This is a genomic window from Lysinibacillus sp. SGAir0095, assembly GCF_005491425.1.
In the GTDB taxonomy this organism is placed as follows: domain Bacteria; phylum Bacillota; class Bacilli; order Bacillales_A; family Planococcaceae; genus Ureibacillus.
Genome location: NZ_CP028083.1, coordinates 2094296 through 2109531, shown reverse-complemented (window position 1 = coordinate 2109531; position 15236 = coordinate 2094296). Strand labels below are relative to the sequence as shown.

13 protein-coding genes and 1 pseudogene are annotated in these 15236 nt (G+C 34.9%); 7 read left to right on the top strand and 7 right to left on the bottom strand.

Annotated features, from left to right (window positions below; all coding sequences use genetic code 11):
- Positions 1-6 precede the first annotated feature (6 nt).
- On the bottom strand, positions 7-927 hold the full coding sequence (locus tag C1N55_RS10375; RefSeq protein WP_137728755.1) for an oxidoreductase: 921 nt from the start codon (positions 925-927) through the stop codon (positions 7-9).
- A 250-nt stretch (positions 928-1177) separates the two neighbouring features.
- Positions 1178-1278, bottom strand: a pseudogene (locus C1N55_RS21025) (3-hydroxyacyl-CoA dehydrogenase); the annotation flags it as partial.
- 184 nt (positions 1279-1462) lie between these two features.
- Here C1N55_RS21025 and C1N55_RS10370 point away from each other — a divergent pair.
- Complete coding sequence (locus tag C1N55_RS10370) at positions 1463-2020, top strand: flavodoxin family protein (protein WP_137728754.1); 558 nt, start codon at positions 1463-1465, stop codon at positions 2018-2020.
- Positions 2021-2078: 58 nt separating this feature from the next.
- On the opposite strand, the gene C1N55_RS10365 is transcribed toward C1N55_RS10370, so the two are convergent.
- The 3 genes from C1N55_RS10365 to plsY all read right to left on the bottom strand — a co-directional run bounded on the left by C1N55_RS10365 (position 2079) and on the right by plsY (position 3569).
- Positions 2079-2528 carry an NUDIX hydrolase gene (locus tag C1N55_RS10365; protein ID WP_137728753.1) on the bottom strand — a complete coding sequence of 150 codons (450 nt, stop codon included), beginning with the start codon at positions 2526-2528 and terminating at the stop codon, positions 2079-2081.
- Between the two features lie 117 nt (positions 2529-2645).
- Positions 2646-2936 carry a HesB/YadR/YfhF family protein gene (locus tag C1N55_RS10360; RefSeq protein WP_137728752.1) on the bottom strand — a complete coding sequence of 97 codons (291 nt, stop codon included), beginning with the start codon at positions 2934-2936 and terminating at the stop codon, positions 2646-2648.
- 27 nt (positions 2937-2963) lie between these two features.
- Positions 2964-3569: a glycerol-3-phosphate 1-O-acyltransferase PlsY gene (gene plsY / locus C1N55_RS10355; protein ID WP_137728751.1), complete on the bottom strand. Its 606-nt coding sequence runs from the start codon at positions 3567-3569 to the stop codon at positions 2964-2966.
- 619 nt (positions 3570-4188) lie between these two features.
- Between plsY and parE the strand changes: the two genes are divergently transcribed.
- From parE to C1N55_RS10340, 3 genes are all read left to right on the top strand, one after another.
- Complete coding sequence (gene parE, locus C1N55_RS10350; RefSeq protein WP_137728750.1) at positions 4189-6165, top strand: DNA topoisomerase IV subunit B; 1977 nt, start codon at positions 4189-4191, stop codon at positions 6163-6165.
- A complete protein-coding gene (gene parC, locus C1N55_RS10345) occupies positions 6162-8588 on the top strand; it encodes a DNA topoisomerase IV subunit A (protein ID WP_137728749.1) in 2427 nt (808 codons plus the stop codon). The genes parE and parC overlap by 4 nt, the downstream gene beginning before the upstream one ends.
- 176 nt (positions 8589-8764) lie before the next feature.
- On the top strand, positions 8765-9670 hold the full coding sequence (locus tag C1N55_RS10340) for a DMT family transporter (RefSeq protein WP_137728748.1): 906 nt from the start codon (positions 8765-8767) through the stop codon (positions 9668-9670).
- Between the two features lie 289 nt (positions 9671-9959).
- Here the strand turns inward: C1N55_RS10340 and C1N55_RS10335 are convergent, their stop codons facing one another.
- Together C1N55_RS10335 and C1N55_RS10330 are read right to left on the bottom strand one after the other, a co-directional pair.
- Positions 9960-11504 (bottom strand): solute symporter family protein, encoded by a 1545-nt coding sequence (locus tag C1N55_RS10335; protein ID WP_137728747.1) that lies wholly within the window; start codon positions 11502-11504, stop codon positions 9960-9962.
- Positions 11504-11827 (bottom strand): DUF485 domain-containing protein, encoded by a 324-nt coding sequence (locus C1N55_RS10330; protein WP_137728746.1) that lies wholly within the window; start codon positions 11825-11827, stop codon positions 11504-11506. The genes C1N55_RS10335 and C1N55_RS10330 overlap by 1 nt, the downstream gene beginning before the upstream one ends.
- A gap of 607 nt (positions 11828-12434) precedes the next feature.
- Between C1N55_RS10330 and C1N55_RS10325 the strand changes: the two genes are divergently transcribed.
- The 3 genes from C1N55_RS10325 (at position 12435) to C1N55_RS10315 (ending at position 15235) form a co-directional block, all read left to right on the top strand.
- Entirely contained in the window at positions 12435-13724 is a 1290-nt protein-coding gene (locus C1N55_RS10325; protein WP_240758256.1) for a sensor histidine kinase, read from the top strand.
- 20 nt (positions 13725-13744) lie between these two features.
- Positions 13745-14419, top strand: coding sequence for a response regulator transcription factor (locus tag C1N55_RS10320; protein ID WP_137728744.1), 675 nt, complete (start codon positions 13745-13747; stop codon positions 14417-14419).
- A 237-nt stretch (positions 14420-14656) separates the two neighbouring features.
- Positions 14657-15235, top strand: a complete 579-nt coding sequence (locus tag C1N55_RS10315; protein WP_137728743.1) for a YdhK family protein — start codon at positions 14657-14659, stop codon at positions 15233-15235.
- Position 15236: the final 1 nt, after the last annotated feature.

Here is a 15236-nt window from a genome sequence, read left to right as displayed (position 1 = left end):
TTCATTTCAAAACTTATATGTGACACCTGTTAGCTTTTCAGATAGTACCCATAAATTATTGGATACATTTTCAACAAACTGTTCATTTAAAATCTCAAGTTCTGTTGGAAAGCCTTTGATTCCTTTTCGTCCGTCAGGGCCAATATATTCGCCACCACGCATCGAATATTCTGTAGCTGCATACAAAATTGGATAAGCAGCAGCTTCAGCGCTTTGTCCAATAACTTTTAACGAAGCGCGGGTTAAACGAGTTTTAAGTTTCCGAGAGCCCTTCCCAAAAATATAGGTTTGAGCAATGCCAGGATGACAGGCAATACTCATTGAATCGATATTACGCGCACGAAAGTGATACTGAAGTTCCTTAGCAAAATACATACAAGCGAGTTTACTCTGAGCATAGCATTTTCTGGTGTTTGTTTTCTTTTTTGCTCCCAAAAATTCTTTAAATTCAGGCTTAATATTGTGTGCCGAAATACTACCAATGGAAATAACTCTTGAATCTGGCGTTTTAATGATTAAATCTAGTAATAAACCGGTTAATGCAAAATGCCCAAGATAGTTTATCCCAAACTGAGATTCAAAACCATCCTTTGTCTCTTTACGAGGAGGCATTAGTACGCCAGCATTGTTGATCAATATAGATAAAGAACGAAATTTTTTTCTAAATTCTTCTGCAAACTCCCTTACACTTTCTAATTCATTTAAGTCTAATTTCATTACGTGAATATCTGCATTAGGAAATTCTTTCTTAATTTTATCTACAGCTTCAAGTCCTTTATTGATATTACGGACAGCAAGAACTACAGTAGCGTAATTTTCTGCTAAGGCTAAGCTTGTTTCGTAACCGATTCCACTATTCCCTCCTGTAACAATTGCTACTTTTCCTGTTAGATCACGAATCTCTCTTTTAGTCCAACCATTAGTCATTTATCACACACTCCTTAATTTACTTTAAATCAATCGATGGAGTTTAACTTCTTGCTTAATGTCTAGTAAAATATGTTTTATTATATGTTCTAAATAGAAAAACAGAAGAAAACCTTGCAATCTTGTTTTAAGAAATGGGATAGGTTAGGGATAAGATCATCATAAAATAAATAGGGGAGTATTGTTGCTTAATATATAGGAGAATAAGGTTCAATCAATCTTGGCATGAAAATTGATTTTTTTAAACATCGATACCTTCATCATTAATATCATTCACTGCAACATCATATCCTTTAAAAGCGGATTGAAACGCAATCTGACTTCCTAAAAACCACTACCTGCTAGAATAATTTTTAATACTTCATAGCAAAACCTCTTACTAGGTTTTGAACAATATTTTTCTGTTCACATTTCATCGTATACATGCTACTGTTTCTTTACAGGGATTAAATGCTTAGTCACGGTTAGAGATCGTATTAGGGTTCTTTCATATGTTGAAAATGAATATGTTGGTTGGAAAGGAGCGAATCAAGGCATGTCAATTGCGGTTATTTATGGAAGTACAAGGGAAAATGGGAATACGGAATGGCTAACCGAGCAAGTTATAAATGGTTTAACAGTTGAAAGAATATATCTAAGAGAATATAATATCTTACCCATCAAGGATGAACGGCATTCAGAGGCGGGTTTTCAAGAGGTTCTAGATGATTATAATGTAGTTATTGATAAGGTACTTCAGCATGACATACTTATTTTCTCTACCCCAGTCTATTGGTATAGTATGAGTGGGACAATGAAGCTGTTTATTGATCGGTGGTCTCAAACTTTACGAGATAAAGACCGTCCTAACTTTAGAGAAGAATTAGCGAAGAAAAGTGCATATGTAATTGCCGTAGGAGGAGATCGGCCATCTATTAAGGCACTTCCGATGATACAACAGTTTCAATACATTTGTGACTTTTTTGGAATGACACTGGAAAGTTACTTAATCGGAAAAGCAAGTAAACCAGGAGAGATTCAAATTGATACGAAATCTATTGCTGCTGCTAGTGGGATGAATTCCGCATTGAAAAAACAGTTGGCGTCTAATTGAATCAGTTAGTTAAAACGAGTTGATAGCATGAGAGTCAACTCGTTTTATGATGGAGAAATCAGGAGACGATTTCTTCGATATAGGGTGTAATAAATCCTTTGTACTCATGTTTTATATTTTCTGGAAGCCGAAGTGGTGAAAAGTACTTTAATTCCTTTGATTCTTGATTGAGCCTTAAATCACCACTAACGGATTTAGTAAGAAAAACGGCTGTGACCGAATAAAATTCATCGCCATTTTCGATTTTGCAGTAGTAATCTTTTCCTGAAAAGACCCCTAACAATTTCAAATCTTGAATGATTAATCCTGTTTCTTCAAAAACCTCTCTACAAGCTACTTCCTCGTAGCTTTCACCTAAATCCATCAAACCTCCAGGTAAACCCCAGCTGCCATTAGGGCGTTGTTGCAAAAGAATTTCCTTTTGATTATTTACAATGATGACAACAGAGCCAGGTAAAATTAACGGTTTAGAGCCAACAAATATACGGATTGATTTATAATATTCCATATTAAGACCTCATTTAAATTCTTATTTAGCTATTACTATTCGATTCTAATTACTTAAAAACCTTTATTAAAATAAAAAAGCGAGAAGTCCTCATTAGGTTACTTCCCGCTCTTGATATCACTTTAAATAGTCATATTTAAGTTCTTCTGTTTCTATATTTACATCTACCAGTAAATCATGTTCATTAAAGAACCAAAGATCGTCTTTTTCTATATAGAAATGAACACCTTCAATTGTTTCTTTTACCCCTATATCATGTGGCTCTTCACGATTCATACCTAGTGAAAATCCTTCGTGGAAGGGAGAGGCACCACCATATCGTGCGTAGAAACGAATCATGTCGCCTGGTGATACTTCCATTTCTTCTTTAAACCAACGCAATGCTTCCTTGGTAACTTTAATGTTCATTCCATAAACTTCCCTTCAGACCATTCTTTACATCCATTTCACTTTTGGTTCAGTTCCATCTTTTATACGTTTTAGATTTGCACGATGGCGATAGAAAATGAATGCCGTTAATAGTAAAATTAAAATTAATAAGGCTACATCACCTGTGACAATTACATAAATAATACTATAAATCAAAGCAACGACTGAAACAATCATCGATGACAAACTAACTATTTTCGTTAGTTTTAATGCTACAAAGAATCCTGCGACCAATAAAAGAAATAGTGGCCAAGCATAGCCTAATAATACACCGCCAGAAGTTGCTACAGCCTTACCTCCTCGGAATCCAGCAAAGATTGGGAACATATGTCCAACAACTGCTATAGCTCCTAAAATCAGAGGATGGATAGTTGTTTCAGTGAAAAGGGGTAGTAGTGGCAATAATGTTGCTGCTGTCCCTTTTAAGATGTCGAGTATCGTAACGATTAGGCCGGCTTTCTTTCCGAGTACGCGAAATGAGTTTGTCCCACCTAAATTTCCACTGCCATGCTCTCGAATATCAGTTTTATAGAATATCTTGCCAATCCAAAGACCAGAAGGAATAGAGCCGATTAAATATGCTGCACAAATAAGAATAATTGCATTAACCATAGAATGTTCCTTTCAAAAAATTAATAGTTGGTACTAATACTTGTAATAACAATATACCACCTTTTTAACCATTTGAGGAAGATGTATTTGTATTTAGATGATTTAACCAACAAATTAGAAGACCTTCATTAAGTGTCACTTCTTGTGTAGCATTTTATACAATTCTTGATGGTGATACTATCATAACAAAGTTTTTTTAAAGAAAATGAATGAAGTTGAAGGAAAAAGTGAAAATTATCGTGAATAAATGTACAATATGTTTTTAAATTAACAGGTATAATTAGTAAAAATTAACTTCACGGGAATAGTAAGTACTTATATAATTGCTGTGAATAAGAAATTAAAAAAAGAGGGTATAAAATTAACCTGCGTGAGGCTAAGTCTCCGGTTGATGGTACAGATTTTCAAAAATGATTTTACTCGAACGAGTTCTGGTGAAGTCTGGCCTTAAAACCAAGGCGAATTTGATTAACTAAACTTCTATTTGTATAGAGCCACATGAGTTTGATACAATAAGAAAGCTTATTTCTGTTATTGAAATATTGACAGAAATTACTATAATCATTACGATTGATATAGAGATAGAACGGATGTTTGTATTTTTGGAGGGGGATTTGATTTGGCAATAAATCAGCCAGGGATCGCATATGATGACGATGCCATTCAAGTATTAGAAGGTTTAGAAGCGGTTCGAAAGCGACCAGGAATGTATATTGGCTCCACAGACAGTCGAGGTCTTCATCACTTAGTTTATGAAATAGTGGATAATGCGGTAGATGAAGCTCTTGGTGGATTTGGATCACATATCATCGTAAAAATTCATGAGGATGGATCTGTAAGCGTTCGAGATTATGGTCGAGGAATGCCTACTGGGATGCACAAAATGGGGAAACCAACTCCTGAAGTCATTTTTACAATCCTTCATGCTGGAGGAAAATTTGGACAAGGTGGCTATAAAACAAGTGGTGGTTTACATGGTGTAGGCTCTTCCGTTGTGAATGCACTTTCCAAATATTTAGAAGTTACCATTTATCGTGATGGACAAATCTATCGCCAACGCTTCGAGCATGGTGGGAAACCGGTTACAACTCTTGAAGTGATTGGAACTACAAAAGAAACAGGAACAAACGTTCATTTCCTTCCAGACAAAGATATTTTCTCTGTTACTAAATTTAATTACGACATATTAGCTGAACGTCTGCGTGAATCTGCCTTTTTATTAAAAGGGTTAAAAATTGAATTAATTGATGAACGTGGTGATGGACAGACTGATATTTTTCATTATGAGAGCGGTATTGAAGCATTTGTTACTTACTTAAATGAGGAAAAAGATGTTCTTCACCCTGTTAAATATGTAGAAGGTTCTCAGGAAGGCATTGAGGTTGAGTTTGCATTTCAATTTAATGATGGCTATTCAGAAACGATTCTTTCCTTTGTCAATAACGTGCGTACTCGTGATGGTGGAACACATGAAACTGGTGCAAAATCTGCCATGACAAAAGTGTTTAATGAATACGCCCGCAAAGTCGGCCTTCTAAAGGAAAAAGATAAAAACCTAGAGGGAACGGATATTCGAGAAGGTCTTTCGGCAATTGTTTCTGTTCGTATTCCTGAGCATCTTCTACAATTTGAAGGACAAACAAAAAGTAAACTTGGAACAACTGAAGCTCGTTCTGCAGTTGAGAGTGTGGTACAAGAGCAAATGCTTTATGTATTAGAAGAAAATGCTGAGTTGTCTGCTTCTCTTGTTCGAAAGGCAATCCGTGCTCAGCAAGCTCGTGAAGCCGCTCGTAAAGCAAGAGAGGATGCTCGTAGCGGGAAGAAGAAAAAATCAAGTACACTACTTTCTGGGAAGTTAACTCCTGCCCAGTCTAAAAATGCCGCTCGAAATGAATTATACCTAGTAGAGGGTGATTCTGCTGGCGGTTCTGCTAAACAAGGACGTGACCGTACTTTCCAAGCGATTTTACCACTGCGCGGTAAAGTAATTAATACAGAAAAAGCTAAGCTAGCAGATATCATGAAAAATGAAGAAATCTCAACAATTATTCATACGATTGGTGCTGGAGTAGGAGCGGATTTTAATATAGATGATTCCGCATACAACAAAGTGATTATTATGACCGATGCCGATACGGATGGTGCCCATATTCAAGTATTACTATTAACTTTCTTCTATAAATATATGAGACCTTTAATTGACGCAGGGAAAGTTTATATTGCATTACCGCCACTTTACAAGGTTTCTAGAGGTGCTGGTAAAAAAGAAGTGATTGAATATGCTTGGACAGAAAAGGAACTGCAATCGGCTATCCAAAAGGTTGGAAAAGGGTATATGCTCCAACGATATAAAGGATTAGGAGAAATGAATGCCGATCAATTATGGGATACTACAATGAACCCAGAAACAAGAACGTTAATCCGTGTAACAATTGAAGATGGAGCACGTGCAGAGCGTCGCGTTACAACACTGATGGGTGATAAGGTAGAACCTAGACGTAAATGGATTGAATCCAATGTAGATTTTGGTATGGAGGATGACTTAAATATCCTAGATAGTGATTTCATCCAACATGAGGAGGACTTAGAAGTATGACGACACCCGAACGTTATCAAGAGTTACCGTTAGAAGAAGTGATGGGCGATCGGTTCGGTCGTTATAGTAAGTACATCATTCAGGATCGTGCTTTACCTGATGCCCGTGATGGTTTAAAACCCGTACAACGAAGAATTCTTTATGCCATGTTCAATGAAGGAAACACAAACGAAAAGCCTTTCCGAAAATCTGCCAAAACAGTAGGGAACGTAATCGGTAATTTCCACCCACATGGTGATACATCCGTTTATGATGCTATGGTTCGTCTAAGTCAGGACTGGAAAATGCGTCATATGCTTATTGAAATGCATGGGAACAACGGTTCGGTTGATGGTGACCCACCTGCAGCGATGCGTTATACTGAAGCACGTTTATCTGCTATTGCTGCCGAAATGCTTCGTGATATCAATAAAGGAACTGTTGATTTCGTACCAAACTTTGATGATCAAGATTTAGAACCGACTGTATTACCTTCGAGATTTCCAAACTTGCTTGTTAACGGTTCTACAGGAATTTCTGCTGGTTATGCGACAGACATTCCACCGCATAACTTAACTGAATCACTTGACGCAGTACTAATGCGTTTAGATAAGCCAAATTGTTCTGTTGATGATCTAATGACGGTTATTAAAGGACCTGATTTCCCGACAGGTGGTATTATTCAAGGTGTAGAGGGTATTAAAAAAGCATATGAAACTGGCAGAGGGAAAATAATTGTTCGATCAAAAGCCACAATTGAAGCGCTAAAAGGTGGAAAAGAGCAAATTATTATTACTGAACTTCCTTTCGAGGTTAATAAAGCTAACTTAGTAAAGAAAATTGATGAACAGAGGGTAGATAAACGCTTAGAGGGAATCTCTGAAATTCGAGATGAATCTGATCGTACTGGCCTTCGTATTGTGATTGAGTTAAAGAAGGATGTACAAGCAGTTGGTATATTAAACTACCTTTATAAATCAACTGAACTACAAGTCAATTACAATTTTAATATGATTGCTATTCATAACCGTCGTCCGACAATGATGACTCTTCCATTAATGCTGGATTCTTATATAGCCCACCAGAAGGATGTAGTAACAAAACGTTCTAGATTTGACCTTAAAAAGGCTAATGATCGCTTACATATCGTAGAAGGGTTAATTAAAGCTATATCCATTTTAGATGAAGTGATTGCGACGATTCGTTCTTCAAAAGATAAACGTGATGCAAAATCTAATTTAGAAGCTCAATTTGGTTTTACAGAGTCTCAATCAGAAGCAATTGTAAGTTTACAATTATATCGTTTAACCAATACAGATATTACAGAGCTACGTGCAGAACAAGAAGAGCTTGAAAAGTCCATTGCAAGGCTAAACGATATTCTGGGGAATGAAAAACAATTGATTAAAGTAATCAAATCTGAGTTAGCTGAAATTCGAACAAAATTTGCTGAAGAACGTCGTTCAATTATACAAGCAGAAATCGAAGAAATTAAGTTAACGCTGGATGTACTTGTGCCAAGTGAAGAAGTTGTTGTCACGGTAACGAAAGACGGCTATGTAAAACGTACAAGTACAAGGTCTCATTCAGCTTCGAATGGTCAGGATTTTGCAATGAAGGATTCTGATTATCTATTATTTGAAGAAACTCTTAACACTCAACATCATTTATTGCTCTTTACGAATAAAGGAAACTACATTTATCAACCGGTTCATGAATTACCAGATATTCGTTGGAAGGATCTTGGGCAGCATATATCAAGTATTGTCCCAATTGATCAAGATGAGGAAATTATCGAAGTGATTGGTATTGACAAGTTCGACAAAGAAAATATTTATATACTTACTGCAACAAAAGAAGGGCAAATTAAACGCTCTGCCTTAGCAGATTACTCTGTTACTCGCTATTCTAAGCCTATTAAAACAATGAATATCAAAGGTGAAGATGAAGTAATTTTCGCAAGTCTTGTTTCAACAGAATCAGAAATCTTACTAACAACTTATCTAAGCTATTGTCTTCGTTTTGATATCGAAGAAATCCCTGTAACAGGAGTTAAAACTGGTGGGGTTAAAGGTATCAATTTAAAGGATGAAGACGTTTTAACAGCTGTAAATCTATTAAATTCAGAAGATAATCAAGAAGTAGTCATCGTGACACATCGAGGATCAGTAAAACGAATGAATGTTTCTGAAGTTGAAAAAAGTTCTAGAGCTAAACGAGGCGTAGTCACTTTAAAAGAATTAAAATCAAATCCTCATCGAATCTTCACCGTTAAAGTTGTTTCTGCGAATGATACTGTTTTATTAGAAACAGAGAAAAATGTGCAAGAAACCATTGTTGTGAAATCTTTATCGAAAGCAGATCGCTACTCGAATGGATCATTAAAAATAGATGTATCCAATGACGGAAAATTAATGCGTGTTAATGTGTCGACAAAAGAGTAGGAGTAATTTTAACTCGTATGAGATATATAAAAACGTTACCACGTTTTTATATATCTTTTTTTATTAGCTTAGAAATTTGCAGTTAATAATATTCTGAAAAGATAAAATGTACATTGCTTTCTGCCATCAATACGAATAAGATAGAGATGTTTGTGTTATATTCAAGGAGGTTTAATATGATATTACAGGGTAGGAAAAAGGGAATTATTTTAGTGCTAACAGCAGCTTTTTTCTGGGGAATTTCAGGAACAGTTTCGCAATATCTCTTTCAAGTCTTACATATCCGTGCAGAATGGTTAACTACTGTACGTCTATTATCTGCTGGTCTCTTACTAACATTAATCGCTTATAAACAACAAGGAAATAGAATATTTGATATTTGGCGACATAAGGCAGATATTTTAGGAATTATTATATTTGGAATTATTGGGATGATTGGTGTTCAATATACATATTTAGCAGCTATTCAACATGGCAATGCAGCTACTGCCACGATTCTACAATATTTAGGTCCAGCAATTGTAACGAGTTATTTTATTCTGAAAGCTAAAAGACGTCCCACAACAAAAGAAATTATTGCAGTATTCTTAGCACTTTTAGGTACATTTTTACTTGTAACTCATGGAAATATACAATCACTATCTATCTCGAAGCTTGGTTTCTTTTGGGGGATATTGTCCGCTTTTGGACTTGCATTCTATACGATACATCCTATTGAGCTATTAAAAAGATGGGGTTCAACAATTGTTGTAGGGTGGGGCATGATTATTGGTGGGGTTGTATTTAGCTTTGTTGCACCTCCATGGAAATTTGAAGGGGAATGGACTTTCACAACTAACTTTGCATTTTTATTTGTGGTTTTATGTGGGACAGTTCTTTCTTTTTATAGTTATTTAGAAAGCATAAAATATTTATCTGCCTCTGAAACTAGCTTATTTGCATGTGCTGAGCCATTATCAGCTGCCATTACGTCCGTTCTCTTTCTTGGTGTTTCATTCGGTTGGATCGATTGGATTGGTTCTGTATTTATACTCCTTACGATTGTCGTATTAGCAAAAAAACAAAAGGCATCTCCAGGTTGATCTTTGTGATGATCCTGGAAATGCCTTTTATGTTTGTTATAGATTTTATCCAATGATTCTTTCTTCGTCTTTGTTGTTCGTTCATGTGTACTAAAATTGACCTGACCTCGCTGTACTGTCACATCTTTTCCTTGCTCACGTAATTGCTTCAATCTTTTCTTCTTTGCGTTTGAATTGGCCATATTTTTCACCTCTACATACTATTTGATTTCTATATTATTCTATTGTGATGAAAAAGGGAAGTAGAAATAAAAACCTCGGGTAAGTAACCCGAGGTTCTAGATTTAGATTAATGTGATACATCCTGTACAGAAATACCAGTTTGAGCTTTAACGTCAACTTCACGATATTTCGCTTCATTTGTTTCTTTAGAAAGAAGTGTACCAATCCATCCACCCAAGAAGCCAAGTGGTACAGAAACGATTGCCGGATTTCCTAATGGGAATAGAGCTTCTCCTACAAAGATAGCTGCGCCTTCAACTGGATTCCAAACGTTTGGTGAAACAGCCACCAAGATTAATGCAGAAATTAAACCAGTTAACATACCAACTACAGCACCATTTGTATTGAAACGTTTCCAATAAATTGTGTAAATAATAACAGGTAAGTTAGCAGAAGCAGCGATACAGAATGCTAATGATACTAAGAACGCAACGTTTAAAGATTGAGCTCCTAATGCTAAAATAATTGACACTACAGAAATGATGATTGATCCTACACGAGCAGCAACCACTTGTTCTTTTTCTGATACTTTACCTTTTTTAATAATTTGTCCATAAATATCATGTGATAGGGCAGATGCACCAGAAAGTACTAGACCTGCTACTACTGCTAAAATTGTCGCAAAGGCAACAGCACACACGAAGGAGAATAGAATATCTCCACCTAGAGCTTGAGCAAGAAGTGGGGCAGCCATGTTACCCGCAGCATTTGCAGCTACGATTTCTTCTTTACCTACGAATGCAGCAGCACCGAATCCTAAGAAGATTGTTAATACATAGAAAATACCTACAATCCAAGTAGCCCAAATAACAGATGAACGAGCTGTTTGTGCATCTTTAACTGTGAAGAAACGCATTAAGATGTGTGGTAAACCAGCTGTACCTAATACTAATGCAATTAACATAGAGATTGTGTCAATTCCATTTGTATATTTTAGTCCTGGGTTTAAATATGCAGCTCCAGCTTCTGTTTTCGTTGTCATTTCAGAGAACATTGTTAAAATATTGAAATCGAATTTTGCTAATACTAAGAATGAAATAATAACTGTACCTAACATTAATAGACATGCTTTAATAATTTGTACCCAACTTGTTGCCGTCATACCACCGAATAATACATAAACTGTCATCATGAATCCTACAAGTAGTACGGCAATCCAGTAATCAATACCTAATAATAATTGAATAAGAGCACCTGCACCAACAAGTTGTGCAATCATGTAGAATAGAACGATTACAATTGAACTTAAAGCAGCAGTTCCACGAACCTTTTTTGCATCAAAACGAGCAGAAATCATATCTGCTAATGTAAATTTACCAAGGTTACGTAATGGTTCAGCAACGATGTATAATACCACTAAGTAAGCAACCAAATAACCTAGAGAGAAGAAGAAACCATCAAATCCTGCTAAAGCGATAGAACCAGCAATACCAAGGAAAGAGGCAGCTGATAAATAGTCCCCAGAAATAGCTAGTCCATTTTGCCAGCCTTTTAAACCACCACCAGCAGTGTAGAAATCACTAGCACTACTTGTTCTTCTTGAAGCCCACCATGTGATGACTAATGTCAAGCCCACGATCGCTACGAACATTAATATAGCTGTAATACTCATTAAACAGCACCTCTCTCGTACTCTTCGATAATCGCTTTTGCTTCTTTATCGAAAGAATTTGCCTTTGCTACATACAGGTGAGCTAATCCCCAAGTCATGATAAATAGCCCAGCAGAGTAGAACCACACCCATGTAATTTCCCCTACAGCCTTTTGGTGTAGAATTTCAGTAAATGACGTTAAGATCGGTAATAACAAATATGCAGCTAAAAAAATAGCAGTAATAGTCCATAAGAAGTTGTTCTTTCTTTTAGTTAATTTTTTGAATGAGTCCATTTCTGCAATTTTGTCATAATTAATGTTTTCTTTAACATTCCCCGTCATAAACATCCCCCTTTTTTAGTTATTTTTTTCTACTTTGTGTTCGTAAAATTCTATTTTAATAGTTTTTACATTCTCATTTTATTTAAGCGTTCACAAAATTGCAATACTTTTTATTTAAATAATATATAAATTTTTGAATATTTATCCGTTTATTAGAGAAATTCTATACAAAAACGATTGAAAATGAGGAAATCCATTAAAAATACACAGTTTTACTATTAGCATGAGGTAGAAAATATGAAAATATTTAGTTATTGACAAACTGATATCACAATTATTTATCACTGTATAAATGAAGAAAATAGTAAATATTAGTATTCTATAATACGACTTTTACAATTTCTAAGATGTTCTTTAGAGAGGACTTTATAAAATGCTTTCAACTCGTTCTTCATTCCAATTAAAAATATAATCAAATGAATCTAGTAAAACGATTACCTATTTGGAGAGTTCTAAAAGTTCGTTTTTAGTTTTTCTTCTGCATAATTTCTTCATATTTTTTATTTATAATTAGCTACTGAAAGGGTGTGAGATTTGAATGAATAGAATTTCTACAAAATTGGTGATCTATTTTTTTGCAGTGATACTTATATTGGGGATGGTTCTTATGTTTTATCTGCATCGAAATATTATCTATGCTCAAATGGATGAGGAATTTTCCAGATTATTAGCCAATGGTGCCAATCATCGTGATGTCCTACAAGAGAATTATTCTGAATCTACAATTAAACATATTGTGTTAATGGAAAATGGTAGTGATAGAGAAGTTATTATTATGAATAGTGAAGGTAACATAATTAGCAGTTCTGATGAGAGTAATCCAATCTTAGAGAGATATATTCCTTTAGTAATGAAGGGAAATTCGGAAAACGATAAAATATTGGTTTCAGACTATAAGAATTCACCGTATATTGCAAGTTTACATCCATTTCAAAATAGCGAGCTTTCTGGTTATGTCCTAATGTTTCAAAGTACAAAATCTATAAACGCGATGGTAAATGAGTTAACTTTGCACTTTGGAATAGCCGGCGTTATAAGTGTTGCAATCATTTTAATCGTTTACACAATACTTTCTAAAGTCCTAACTAGACCGCTAATTAATATGAAAGTAGCCACAGAGAAACTAAGTAGAGGAGACTTTAATGTAGCCCTTCCATATATCAGTAAAGATGAACTCGGCCAGCTTTCAAGCTCAATCCAAAAGCTAGCAAAGGAATTAGAACGTTTAAAAAATGAAAGAAATGAATTTTTAGCAGTAATTTCACATGAGTTAAGTACTCCGTTAACTTATATAACTGGTTATGCAAAAGTAGCTATGAGGAAAGATATAAAAGAGATAGAACTCGAGCAATATCTTAAGATAATAAATGAAGAATCAGAGCAATTGAAAGAACTCGTAAAAAATTTACTAGATTTAGCTAAAATAGATGAAAACTCCTTTACAGTAGCTAAAGAGTACTTTTGGTCAGATCAATTTCTAAAGAGGATTAAAAAACTTGTTGAACCTTCATATAAACTTAAAAATTTAAAACTCAAAATTAAGGCTCCAGATAAATTTCAAATTTACGCTGATCCTTTACGTTTACAACAAATTGTACTCAATCTATTAGATAATGCCCTGAAGTATTCAAACGAATATACAGAAGTAGGTTTAGAAATCTACAATACGGATAATAGGACAGTGATTTCAGTAATCGATAAAGGTTTTGGAATTCCTTCAGATGAAATTGAATTAATTTTTGAAAGATTATATAGGGTTGAAAAATCACGCTCGCGAACATATGGTGGATCAGGAATTGGACTTTCTGTTGTAAAAGAGTTGATTGAGGCACATGGAGGTACAATAGAAGTGACTAGTGAACTGGGAATAGGCAGCACATTTAAGGTAATGATTTGAAGTTGGAGGAATATAGAAGAATGCAAACAGCTCTATTAATAGATGATGAAAAAAGAATGTTAGACTTAGTTGAGTTATTTCTTAAGCCTTATGGGATTCAATGTTTGAAGGAAACTAGTGGTAAAAATGCTTTAGAAATCCTAAGAAACGAAGTAGTTGATTTTGTGTTATTAGATATAATGATGCCTCAAATGGATGGATGGGATGTATGTAAAGCCATAAGGGAATTCTCAAATGTACCAATTATTATGCTGACAGCACGGACAGATAAAACGGATTTAGTAAAAGGTTTAAATCATGGTGCAGATGATTACATTACAAAACCTTTTGATGATAGAGAATTGATTGCAAGAGTTAACGCTCTATTAAGACGTACCACGAAGGATGAGAAAACCAAGAATATAACGAACAATGGCTTTGTTCTAGACATTGAGAGGTATAGCCTGCAATACTTTGAAAAAAAGGTTCAACTAACATTAAAAGAATTCTATATTATGAAAGCTTTACTATCCAGGCCCAATAAAACTTTTACTCGAGAAGAGTTATTAAATATCGCTTGGGAATACGAAACTGAAACAGATATAAGAACAGTTGATTCTCATATTCGAAATTTAAGAGAAAAACTTAAAATGTCAGGATTTCCTACTGATGAATTTCTAAAGACAGTATGGGGAATTGGCTATAAATGGAACTAAATCATTACCGATAATTTTAGCACTCTTACAAATAAGTAGGCAGGTGGTAAGATTATTTCAAATATTTACGGGTAATTTTCAAATAATTATAGGTACTCTTGATTGTTTTTTCGGATGCTTTCAAAGAATTAAGATAATACAATTAATCTGCATAGTTTTTGCAAATTTGGTGTTTATAATGTGGAATATAAAATATGAATTAAAAAATTCAAGTATTTAGAATTGGAGTGGTTTTAATTGTTTAATAAAAAAATATTTGGGATTATTTCATTGGCAGCAGTTATATCACTATCAGCATGTGCCAATGATAATAATGAAGACGAAGTACATGAAAATTCGGGAAAGAATTTGGAGGAATCCTATGATACGGATCATTCTTCCATGAATCACTCAAGTGATGGAGAAATTCCAACTGGTTTAAAAGAATCAACTAATCCAACATACCCAGCCGACAGTAAAGCAATCATTCAAACTAATCACATGGAAGGAATGAATGGGGCTGAAGCTACTATAGTTGGTGCATTTGATACTACGGTTTATTCAGTAACTTACACACCAACAATTGGTGGGGAGCCAGTGACTAAACATAAGTGGGTCATCCATGAAGAATTAGAAGAGGCTGAACAAGAAACTTTAAAGTCTGGAGATCAAGTAACTCTTAAGGCAAATCATATGGAAGGCATGCAAGGAGCAAATGCAACAATCGATTCAGCAACAGAAACTACGGTATATATGGTAGATTACATTTCAACTTCAGGTGAAGAAGTAAAGAATCATAAATGGGTCACAGAAAGTGAATTATCAGCCATAGAATAAA